Annotated in this window: 8 protein-coding genes; 3 read left to right on the top strand and 5 right to left on the bottom strand. The window is 66.6% G+C overall.

Translation table 11 applies throughout. The features are described from left to right. The 5 genes from Q1V87_RS12700 to Q1V87_RS12720 form a co-directional block, all read right to left on the bottom strand. Positions 1–4281: endo-1,4-beta-xylanase (locus tag Q1V87_RS12700; RefSeq protein ID WP_300593488.1), on the bottom strand; the 4281-nt coding region annotated here is incomplete at its 3' end. Positions 4282–4428: 147 nt separating this feature from the next. Further along, a complete protein-coding gene (locus Q1V87_RS12705) occupies positions 4429–5448 on the bottom strand; it encodes a LacI family DNA-binding transcriptional regulator (protein WP_300593491.1) in 1020 nt (339 codons plus the stop codon). A gap of 120 nt (positions 5449–5568) precedes the next feature. Then, complete coding sequence (locus Q1V87_RS12710; RefSeq protein ID WP_300593506.1) at positions 5569–6543, bottom strand: helix-turn-helix domain-containing protein; 975 nt, start codon at positions 6541–6543, stop codon at positions 5569–5571. Between the two features lie 226 nt (positions 6544–6769). Beyond that, entirely contained in the window at positions 6770–7966 is a 1197-nt protein-coding gene (locus Q1V87_RS12715; RefSeq protein WP_300593494.1) for a glycosyltransferase, read from the bottom strand. Positions 7967–7968: 2 nt separating this feature from the next. Further along, positions 7969–9123, bottom strand: coding sequence for a glycosyltransferase (locus Q1V87_RS12720; protein WP_300593509.1), 1155 nt, complete (start codon positions 9121–9123; stop codon positions 7969–7971). A gap of 362 nt (positions 9124–9485) precedes the next feature. Between Q1V87_RS12720 and Q1V87_RS12725 the strand changes: the two genes are divergently transcribed. Genes Q1V87_RS12725 through Q1V87_RS12735 form a run of 3 tightly spaced genes read left to right on the top strand, consistent with a single transcriptional unit; the run spans position 9486 to position 11003 of the window. After that, entirely contained in the window at positions 9486–10160 is a 675-nt protein-coding gene (locus Q1V87_RS12725) for a GAP family protein (RefSeq protein WP_300593497.1), read from the top strand. Between the two features lie 43 nt (positions 10161–10203). Beyond that, entirely contained in the window at positions 10204–10632 is a 429-nt protein-coding gene (locus Q1V87_RS12730) for a DUF6325 family protein (protein WP_300593500.1), read from the top strand. A gap of 17 nt (positions 10633–10649) precedes the next feature. After that, a complete protein-coding gene (locus Q1V87_RS12735) occupies positions 10650–11003 on the top strand; it encodes an SHOCT domain-containing protein (RefSeq protein WP_300593503.1) in 354 nt (117 codons plus the stop codon). Positions 11004–11120: the final 117 nt, after the last annotated feature.

Here is an 11120-nt window from a genome sequence, read left to right on the forward strand (position 1 = left end):
GAGCGCTGCGCCAGCAAGGATCATCAGACCGCCTATCCAGAGAGCTCCGATGGAGAAGGTCCCGCCGGTCGTCGCCAGCGGCGATCCGGCGACGACCCGGATCGCGGTCCAACCGATCAGCTCACCCGTCGCCTCGACGTATACGGCCAGGTAGTGCGTCCCTGGAGTGGTGTTCGAAGGGATGCGGGCCGTGACCGTCCCGTCCGCCGAGACGACGGCGTCGGTAAGGAACGTCGGCGTGGAGTACATCCACACTTCCACCGCAGTGCCGGCCCACTGAGGATCCATACTGATGGTCAGAAGCTGCCCGGGTTCTGCCGTCTCCGCCGAGGAGATGTCGTCGCGCACGCTCGGCGGGAGATCAGTGCTGGGCAGCGGAGTGACCGTCGGCTGACCCGGCGGGGTGGTTCCGCCCGTGCCGGGGAGTGGCCCCGAGCCACCTCCGGTGCCCGGATCCGAGCCCCCGCCAGTGCCGGGGTCGGTGCCCGGGTCGGAGTCGGCGCCGATCAGTTCGACAACGCCCCAGCGGGCGGTGCTCTGGTACCCGGTGCCGGTGGGCTCGGCCCACGTCTTCACCGAGTAGCGGCCGCCGGGCCGACCATCGTTGACCTGGAAGTCGATGCCGTGCACCGTGTCCGGGCCCCCGAGGGGGACGTTGTTCTGCCCGCCGGACTGTCCCGCGAGGTTCACGGCTACCTCGACCCGGTAGCCTGCGTCGGTGCGCGTCGTGGCGCTCGCAGCGATCCGAGCCGCCTGCGTGGCGGTGTTGCCGGAGCCGAACGAGACCACGTTCTCCGCCGAGATGCGGATCTGCGTGTCGTTCGGGCCGTAGGTGCCTGCCTTGTTGTTCTCCAGGTCCAGGAACAACTCGACGCTGTCCTGCTGCCACGGGTCGCTCCCGGACAGGTCGTACACCGGGTCTGTCACATCGAAGAGCGCGTACAACGTGTTGCCCTGCCATAGCGTGCGCACCTCGGCGCTGGCACCGTCGCCTGAGCCCTCCACCGTGCGACCCGTGGTGGCTACCGCGGCGTCGGCGTAGACGGCATCCACGTCGCCGTCGATCTCGGGTGCGGCGAGCTCGGGCGCCTGGAGGAAGGACAGCGGCTCGAGGAAAGTGAGCCGTCCGGTCGCACCCGGCGAGTTCCAGGCCCCTGCGACGCCGCCAGAACCGATCAGACGCACATCGAAGTCTGCGCCCTGGCCGGCCTGGATCCCGCTGTGAGGCAGGTGCGCGACGGTGTAGGTGACCCCGTCCACGACCTCCTGACCGCCCGATACCGACCCTGCCTCACCCGCTGCATACTCGTACTGCTGGCCGCCGTAGGTGAACTCCACCCGCTCGGGCGTCTCCGCCGAACGCACCAGTACCGTCAAGTGGTCGGAGTTCCACCGCGCCTGCCAGCCGCCCGCGTCTTCGGTGAGGGTGTTGAAGGGCAGATTCCGCCACTCGGGGGCGTCGAGGAAGCCGTCCTCGGGGGTCAGGTCACCTTCGAAGACGTTCGCCGTCGTCACGAGGGGCGGCAGCCCCCCGTCGTCGCTGACCGCGCCATAGTACGCAGGCTTAGCCTGCAGGTCCCCGGTAAACAGCAACGGCTGCTGCTCCGCACGCCAAGACCGTGTGTCGGTCAGACCCCACACTGTCGCCGAATAGATCTTTTCGGCCGCCGGCGCCGCCGCCTCATACTCCCGCAGCAGGTCGAAGACGTCGCGGTAGAAGTAGCCCTGGCGGATGCGGTTCGACTCAGTCGCGGGGTTGATCGTCACGTCCAGCTCGGTGATCGCCTGCTGCAGGCCGAGGCCCGCGAAGCGCTCGAGTGCGCCGCGCAAGGCGGCGATGGGCGTATTGATGGAGGTGTGGAACTGGTGGCCCACTCCGTCGATCGGCACGTCGGCTGCGAGCAGGCGGTCGACGAGCGCCTTGTACTGCGCACCCTTGGCGTCGATCTCAGTGTTGTAGTCGTTGATGAAGAGCTTGACCGGGCGGTCCGTCCCCGGGGCAGCGTACTGGTCGTTAAAGGCCTCGTCGGCGTATTGGAAGGCGAGGCGGATGAACTCTTCACCAAGCACGTCGTGCCAACGGCTGGTCCGCAATCCATCGGGTGTCACTTGGTCGGAGATGACCTCGTTCACCACATCCCAAGCCACGAGCGGGTTCGTGTCAGAGCCGTACAGTCCGTAGTCGCGGGCGATGGATGCTGCCACGTTGAAGATGTGCGTGCGTAGACGGTCCCGCAACTGCTGCTTGTCGGCGTCCGACGAGGTGAGCTCGCGGCCCGCGCCGTCCTGGAAGAACCAGGCGGGGGTCTGCGAGTGCCACACCAATACGTGCCCGTACAGGCGCAGGTCTTCGGCCTGCGCGTAGTCGAGCAGGGCGGTTGCTTCGGCGTTTCGCGAAAACTCGTTCGGCCCGGTGTACCAGGCCTCTACCTTCATGTGGTTCTCGGGCGTGATCTGGTCGAAGTGGTGCTCGAGCAGCTGCGCTGCCGGCCCCGTCGTCTCTCGGGAGTCGATTGCGACGCCCACAGGAAAGTCAAGTGTGTCCTTCAACGGGGCGAGACTGGTATCCACCTGAGACGCCTCGGGAACTGAGACGCGCACCTGGTCGACGAGGAACGTCGAGGTGTTGCCGCTGTTGTAGCGCGCCTCGAAGTACAACTCGGCGGCAGTGTCATACGTCGGCACGGTGAACTCTCCGCGTACCGTCGTCCAGCCGTCCGAGGTCGCGTTCTCGATCTGTACGAGGTTGGCGTAGCTCTCGGACGCGCCCGTGACAGTGCGCATGGAGAGGGTCAGGCCCTGCCCGACGGTCGCACCCGGCGCGAATCGCACCGCGGCGCTCACGGTGTAAGTACTCCCTGACCGCAGCAGACCAACCACGTCACGTTGGATGCCGTCGCCCTCGTGCGTGCGCTCAGCGACCTGCGCAGCCGAAGAGGTACCGTCCGCGCCGTCGTCGACGACGGCGATCTGCGGATTCGATGTGCCCGAGCCCGCGCGAGCGAACCAGCCGTCGAGCTCGCCGTCTTCGAACGTCGTGTCGATGAGCACGTCGCCCGGCTGTTGCTCGCCGCCATCGCCAGGCCCGTTGGCGGGTGCACCCTCCGGCAGGCTGAAGGTCCAACCCTCGGCGAGGCGCTCCGACACGACTGTGCGGACAGCTTGCAGCGAGCCATTCCGGTCCCCGCCGCCGTCGTGCACGAGCACGACCTGACCCGGCTGCATCGCAGTGCGCAGGTTGGCTGTCAGCGTGTCCACGTCCTGGGTCGCCCAGTCATTGATGGTGTTCACGACCGCGAGTGGCTGCATCCCGAGGGAGACGGCCGCAGCGGAAGTGTTGCCCCACGAGCCGTTGGGAGCCCGGAAGAACGGAACCGGGTAGTCGTCGTCGCCAAGAGCGGTGCGAATCATGGTGAGGTTATCGGCCATGCGGGCTGCGGCCTGACTCTGCGTGAGCGAGCCCATGTCGTCGTAGGTCGTCGTATGGTTGCAGTGGACGTGCCCTTCGGCGACGATGCGCTTGAGGATGTCGCCGCCGCCGGGTGCGGTGATGTTCTGGCCGATGACACAGAAGACGGCCTTGATGTCATTCTCGGCGAGGAAATCCAGCAGGGCCGGGGTCGTTGCCGGATTCGGGCCATCGTCGAAGGTCAGGGCCACGACGTTGCCCGAACCCTGCGCGGCGGAGACAGGTGTGGTCGTGGGATTGGTCGCACCGCCCGGCGGAACCGACGGCGGCACTCCGCCACTGTCGGTCGTCGATTCGGTGGCGATCACGATGTCGTCAACATAGTAGGTGTACGCCGCGACGTCGGCGATGTCGGACGTACCGACGTATGCCTGAAGAGCGGAAACGTCACCGGTCGCTGTATAGGTACCCGAAATCGTCGTCCACGCGGACGCTGTGACCGTGGTGTTGCCGATCCAGGTGTACGCAGGCTTCATCACAATGCGCGCTGAGGTGTCCGGCGTTCCCGGGGCCAGGCGGAGCCGCAGTGAAAAGGTGTAGGTCTTGCCGGGTTCGTATATGCCGGTCGGGCTTTGGATCCCCACGTAATCGGCGTTGCGGTCGGCGACTTGCAGTACCTTTCCGCCGTCGAGGTCCACCACGCTGAGGGTGCTGTCCGTTCCGCCACTGCGGGACCAGTTCCCGGTGGTGCCGTCTTCAAAGTTCACGGAGTCAACGGTGACTTCAGCGGCGGCCGCTGGAGCGACGGCGCCGCCGAGGATGAGTGCTCCCACAGCAGCCAGCGAAACGAGGGGGGAAATGCGTCGAGGCACGAGCGCTCCTTTGCGCGGATAGGTTGTCGCAGACAACGTATGCGCACACGCGTCACCCATCACCCATGCCGTTACCGAAACGTAACGAAAATTGAAAGAAACTTTAGGTGGTCGCGCTCCCACGGCCCTTTCCGGATGCCGCGCGCGTCAATGAGGCGGTGCCGTGCTGCCGCGCACGACGAGATGCGTCGCAAGATCGATTCGCGGGGTGAGCGTGCCTGACGAGCGCGTGGCGGCGTCGAGGATCATGCGCGTTGCTTCCGATCCCATTCTGCGTAGCGGCTGATGCACCGTGGTGAGCGCCGGGCTGACCCATCGGGCCGGGGCAATGTCGTCGTAGCCGACCACAGAGAGGTCGTCTGGGAGCCGCATCCCCCGCTCACGAGCGGCGTCGTATACACCGAGGGCTTGCAGATCGTTACCCGCGAATATCGCCGTCGGCGCTTCGTCGAGCGCGATGAGCTCCCGAGCCGCGTCGCGTCCGCCCTCCACGTAGAAAGTGCCGAAACGCACCCACCGCGGGTCGACCTCGAACCCAGCGCTCGCCATCGCGGAGCGATAGCCGTCGAGCCGAGCCAAGGAGCACAACATATCCTCGGGACCCGTGATCGCCGCAATGCGGCGGTGCCCGAGTTCGATGAGGTGTCGCGTGGCGGCGAGGCCGCCCGACCAGTTCGCCGAGCCCACTGACGGCACGTCCGGGGGCGGGTCGCCTGCCGAATCGACAATGACGAACGGGATGCCGCGAGTGGCCAGACGGAGGCGTTGACGATCGGGGATAGCCGAGGCGACAAGAACAATACCGACGGGGCGACGCCGGAGAACCCCCTCGAGCCAGTCCTCACCGAGCGAGTGCGCGCCACCACTCTCGGTCACCACGACGGAGAGACCATGCTCCTTCGCAACCTCTTCGACGCCGGCGATGATCTCCATCGACCAGCTCGCCTCGAACTCGTGGAAGACCAGCTCGAGCAGGTCGCCACGAGGCTTCCCGGTCGCCGGTCGACGGGCGTATCCTCGGGCGCTCAACAACGCGTCGACGCGGGCCCGGGTGGTCGGCGAGATATCTCCATGCCCGTTGAGGACCTTCGAGATAGTGGCGACCGATAGCCCGGCTTCGGCGGCGATGTCGGCGAGACGGACGCGAGCGCCGGCACGCATGTTCATAGAACCATCCTATGGGCCAGCCGAAAGTTTCGGACTATTCCGTCACTCTGGGTCCTCCCCGGCACGAGCCGAAGCGCCTACCATTGGATCCGCTCGACGCCACCAAGACGGGGAGCACCCTCAGCCCACTGCCGGCAACTCGACGGTGACGGCGCGAAACCGGGCTCGATACGACGTGGGGGTGATTCCCACGACACGCGCAAAGTTCTGACGCAGTACCGCTGCGGAACCGAATCCGCTCTCCCACGCAATCCGGTCAAGGCCCAGGTCGGTGCGCTCGAGCAGCCGCTGCGCGTGGATGATGCGCTGGCGGGCAAGCCACGCCGCCGGTGTCGCGCCAAGGTCCGCCTTGAAGCGCCGGGCAAACGTCCGAGGCGACATGTGCGCTCGCGCGGCGAGCTGTTCCACCGACAGATCGGCGCGGAGGTTCTCGAGCATCCAGTCGGTCACCGGAGCCAGGGAGTGAGACGCCGCCACCGGCAGCGGCTTGTCGATGAACTGCGCCTGGCCGCCGTCCCGCTGCGGTGCGACCACCATTCGCCGGGCGATGCGGTTCGTCGCCTCTGCGCCGAGTTCCTGGCGCATGAGGTGCAGGGAGGCATCCAGCCCCGCCGCCGTCCCGGCGCTCGTGATGATCCGGCCATCCTGCACAAAGAGCACACCGGGATCCACGTCGATCTTCGGATAGCGAGCTGCCATCGTGTCGGCGTACATCCAATGGGTGGTGGCGCGACGACCGTCGAGCACCCCCGCGTCGGCAAGCACGAAGGACCCGCTGCAAATGCTGAGGACCCAGGCACCGCGCGCAACGGCTCGCTGGACGACGCCGGAAATGCGCTCGTCCGGCACGCCCCATCGGCTGCGAGGAAGCGGAGTCACGATGACCAGATCGGCTGCATCTGCGACGGCGAGATCCTCGTCAACCGTGATCGAGAAGCCCATGTTGCTGGGAACGAGACCGGGCTCGGTGGCCGCGATGTGGAAGTCGAAGTTCGGGATGCCGTCACTGGCCCGATCCAGCCCGAATGCCTCGCAGGCCAAGCCGAACTCGAACGGCGAGAACCCCGGCTGCACGATTGTCGCGACGGTATGGATCACGGTGTGCTCCTTGAGGAGTGAAGTCAGACGTGGCAGTAATCCTACGTCATGAGTCCTCCCTGCCACTAGTGGCTGTAATCAGCCACTCATAGCATTTCTGCCATGCTTATCCTCATTCTCATTGCCTCACTGGCCCTCTGGGGCACACTGGCGTCGGTGCGCGCGCTGCGTACCGATGGTGCACGACGTCAGCCAACCGACCCGCGGCGCCTCCCCTAGACGGTCAGGCCCGGTGCGCTTGCCTCGCCGCCTGGTAGACCTCGAGCATGGCCGCGGTCCGCGACGACTGGCGGAATCTCTCGGCGATCGACGGGTCGGGCACCGGCGCTGCACCGCCGCGGATGTCGGCGACGGCGCTTCTCAAGACGTCAGCAAGGGTCTCGGTCGCGTCATCCGGAACTGCCCACACGCCCGACCCGAGCTCTGCCACAAGATCCGGATCGCAAACGATCGACGGCGTCCCGAGCGTCGCGGCCTCGAAGATCGTCATCCCTTGCGTCTCAAACCCGATGGACGTCTGGACGAGGGCGTCGGCCGACCGGATGCGTCGCAGCGTTTCACGGTACGGCAATGACCCGAGGAAGAACACCGACGCACGAGCACGCTCGGCCACCCGCTGAGCGGCAGCGCGCTGCGCGCCATTGCCGATCACCTCGATATCAGCCTCGATCCCCGACGAAACCACTGCCTCGAGGAACGGGATCAGACGCTTCTCGGGGCTCATCCGCCCCACCCACACCAGGCGCGGAGGCCGGGACTCGGGAAGCCCGCGTGGGGATGCGAGGGCCAGTGCCAGCTCGTCATCGTCGATTCCGTTCCAGACGACATCGACGTGCGGGGCAACGCGGTGAGCCTCAAGGCGCCGCGCGAAGTGGGCTGAGGGCGCCGTGACGGCATCGGCCGACGACGCCAGCATGCGCAGGTACGCCCAACCATCGGCGCCCGCATCGGCAGGTTCCGACAGCGCCCGGCGACCCCAACGGTTCAGGACGCGCAGCACAAGGTTCGGGAAGGGAGCAACGGCACGGATGCCGACATCGACCCGGTTGTGGAACGTGAACACCACGGGGAGATCATGGCGACGGGCAAAGCGCAGGCCGAGGAATGCACCCCAGAAGTCACCCTGTACGTGCACGATGTCCACCGGACGACGCCCTGCCATCACCGCATCGACGGCACGATCCGCGCGCGCGTTCGGCCACGTCATCGCGTACTCACGATCGAGAGTCACCGGGATGGACGGCAGATCGGCATAGCCCGGATCGCCAGCGCGCACCCCCGAACGCGGTCCGTGCCTGCGGGGGGCGACGATCGTGACGGTGTGACCGGCCTTCTCGAGGAATCGGCGCTGCAGTCGCATCGACACCTGTGCGCCGCCGAGCGATTCGGCGTGCTGGTCGCCGAACATCACGACGTGCATTGCTACTCCGGAACGGGTTCGCCGCGGTACAACGCTTCGAAGGTGTCGAGCGTGCGGTTGATGTCATGGATCGCGACGGCGTCGAGGGAGGCCTGTTGCATTCGGCGCCGCTCGTCGGGCTCGGCGGTGAGCACATCCGTGAGGCGCGCCGCCAGCTCATCGGCATCGCCCGGGGTGAAGAGGTATCCGTTCTCGCCGTCCTGGACGAGGTGCGGCAGCGCCACGGCGTTGGCCGCGACGATCGGGAGGCCCGAGGCCATGGCCTCCATGGTGGCAATCGACTGGAGTTCGGCGATCGAGGCGATCGCGAAGACAGTCGCCCGCGAGTACAGCGCCCGCAGCTCCTCTTCGGAGGCGTGACCGTGGAACGTCACGCGATCCGCAAGACCAAGATCACTGGAGAGAGCCTCGAGGCTCTTGCGCTGGTCACCGCCACCGACGATGTCGAGCGTCGCCCCCAGAGCGGGTTCGAGCTTTGTCATGGCGCGCAGCAGCACGTCGATCTGCTTCTCGTTGGTGAGTCGGCCGACGAACAGCACCCGCTTGTCGGGGCGAGCCGTGAAGTCAGGCGTGTAGTTGTTCATGTCGATGCCGCAGGAGATGGGGATGACCCCCGTGATTCCCGTTGCCCGCTCAAGGTAGTCGGCGGCGCGGCGCGTGGGAGTCGTGATCACGCGGGTGAGTTGGAACGTCCGGTTCGCATCGGCCCACGCCCACCGGATGATCGTGTCGTTCCACGACTTCGGCATCGCCGAGTAGTCGAGGATGTTCTCGGGCATGACGTGGTTGGTCGCGACGACGGGGATCCCACGCTCGCACGCGATCCGGGTGAGGGCACGACCGATCACGATGTGCGACTGAATGTGAACGACATCCGGCTTCACCTCGTCCAGCACGATGCGGGAGTAGTGCTTCGCGCGCCACGGCCAGACGAACCGCAGCCAGTCGTGTGGGTACCACCGGTAGGAGTGGATGCGGTGAACGGTCATCTCCTGACCCTCGATCACCTCACGAAAGACGCCATGCTGCGCCCACGTCTTGCTCGGGGCCATGACGTGGACGTCGTGCCCGCGGGCGACGAGGCCGGCAGCGAGCCGCTCCGCGAATCGCGCGGCACCGTTGACGTCAGGAAAGAAGGTATCGGCACCGATGAGCACGGTGAGGCGGCCGTCGCCACCGGTATGGTCGCCGGTCGGCGAGCCGTCGGACGCGTCGAGGGAAGTCACAGAGGGGCTGCCTTTGCTGAACGGCGGTCGCACCGCGGGATGCGGCGTCACAACTGTACCTGAGCGACCCGAACGGTCCCGGGAGGCGCTCCACCGAGCCGGACCGATCCGACGACCGAGATCAGCGTCAGGAATGAGTCGATGACACCCATGAGCGAGGGGGATCGGGCTGCCGCGGATTTCTGGGCCGCAGGCGCTTCACCGCGGGCGGGTGCGGCCTTATGGTGATCCCGGACGATTCACTCACCACGGCGCATGACGGATGCGTCGACAGCCGGTTCCGGGAGAAAAGCATGGGAGACGCGATCGGAGCGGTACTTCCGCTCGCGGTGGGCATCGCCATCAGCCCGATCCCGATCATCGCCGCCATCCTCCTGCTGGTTTCCCCGAAGGCTCGTACGGCCGGCGCCGGGTTCGCCCTCGGATGGATTGTCGGCATCCTGACCGTCGTCGTGCTCTTTTTGGTCTTCGCGGCGGTGATCCCCTCACCGACCGTCGGTGGAACTCGCCCCGTGCCGGGAACCATTCACCTGGTTGTGGGCATCGTGCTGATCGGTCTGTCGGTTCGCCAATTCCGCTCGGCTGCCCGGACGCGCAATGGAGACAGAGAACTCCCGGCCTGGATGCGCGCCATCGACAGTCTCGGGTTCTGGGACGCGGTGGGGCTGGGCGTCCTGCTGGCCGCGGTGAATCCGAAGAATCTCCTGCTCGGCGCTGCAGCAGGAGTCGCACTCGGCTCATCCGGGGTTCGCGTGAGCGATGCAGCCGTCGCCATCCCGGTGTACGTCCTCGTTGCAGCATCGACGATCCTGGTCCCGATCATCGGCGTCCTCGTCGCGGGTGATCGGGCACACCAGCCCCTCGACGCGCTGCGGGCGTGGCTCGAACGAGAGCACACCGTAATCATGGGCTTCGTCCTGCTGATCCTCGGTGTCGTCGTGCTATCAAAGGGCATCACCTACTTCTGACCTGTTCCTCCTCATTCCTCACACCCACCCGAAAGGACCCACCATGACTGAGTTCCGCTATGGACCGGTCGAGCTCTACCTCGTCGGTTTCGACGGCGACCGCCCGAGCCCTGACACCATCTCCGCGCTCGCGGAGCTCCTGGAAGGCGGTCTCGTACGCCTTCTCGACTTCGTGATCGTGTCGAAGTCCGAGTCGGGCGATGTCGAGGTCATCGAGATCGAAGACCAGACCGAGGAGTATGGCTTCGGCGGTATCGAGCTCGCTGAGATCGGCATCACCGGCGAAGAGGACATCGCCGAGCTCGTCGAGCTGGTCGAGCCGGGCTCGTCCGCGGCAATCGTCGCTCTCGAGCTGCTCTACGCACGCCGACTCGCCGACCGACTCGCCGCCTCCGGTGGCGTCGTCCTCAGCGCCGAACGCATCCCCGCCCCCATTGTCAACGCCGTCATGGACCTGGCCGAACAGGCCTGAGAAAGAGGAGATCCAACATGATCAGACGAGTCGGCCGTCCCGGCCTCATCGGCCTCGCCGCACGCACCGCCGTCGTCGCGGGCACCGCCAGTGCGGTATCGGGCGCGATGTCGAACAACCAGCAGAAGAAGGCCCAGGCGCAGTACGAGCAGGAGCAGTACCAGGCAGCTCAGCAGCAGGCTGCGATGCAGCAGGCTGCCCAGCAGGCCGTCGCTGCGCAGATGGCGGCAGCTCCCGCACCGGCTCCCGCCGCGCCGGCGGCGCCCGCTGTCGATGTCGTTGCCGAGCTCCAGAAGCTCGCGGCGCTCAAGGACGCAGGCGTGCTCTCGGACGACGAGTTCGCTGCGGCAAAGGCCAAGCTCCTCTCCTGAGATCACACGGGAGGGTCGCCGGCAGCGTCTGCGGACTCGGCCGGCGACCCTTCGTCATTCTCCGTGGCGGCGTCGACGCCTGTGTCGTCGCGGGGAGCTTCTGTTGAGTCATCAACC

This window comes from Microbacterium sp. (genome assembly GCF_030149085.1).
Classification (GTDB): domain Bacteria; phylum Actinomycetota; class Actinomycetes; order Actinomycetales; family Microbacteriaceae; genus Microbacterium.

What these genes read in the sequence shown, in the direction of transcription:
- Q1V87_RS12705 (WP_300593491.1), bottom strand. Translation starts at nt 5,448, where the DNA reads ATGAACATGCGTGCCGGCGCTCGCGTCCGTCTCGCCGACATCGCCGCC.
- Q1V87_RS12715 (WP_300593494.1), bottom strand. Translation starts at nt 7,966, where the DNA reads ATGCACGTCGTGATGTTCGGCGACCAGCACGCCGAATCGCTCGGCGGC.
- Q1V87_RS12725 (WP_300593497.1), top strand. Translation starts at nt 9,486, where the DNA reads ATGGGAGACGCGATCGGAGCGGTACTTCCGCTCGCGGTGGGCATCGCC.
- Q1V87_RS12730 (WP_300593500.1), top strand. Translation starts at nt 10,204, where the DNA reads ATGACTGAGTTCCGCTATGGACCGGTCGAGCTCTACCTCGTCGGTTTC.
- Q1V87_RS12735 (WP_300593503.1), top strand. Translation starts at nt 10,650, where the DNA reads ATGATCAGACGAGTCGGCCGTCCCGGCCTCATCGGCCTCGCCGCACGC.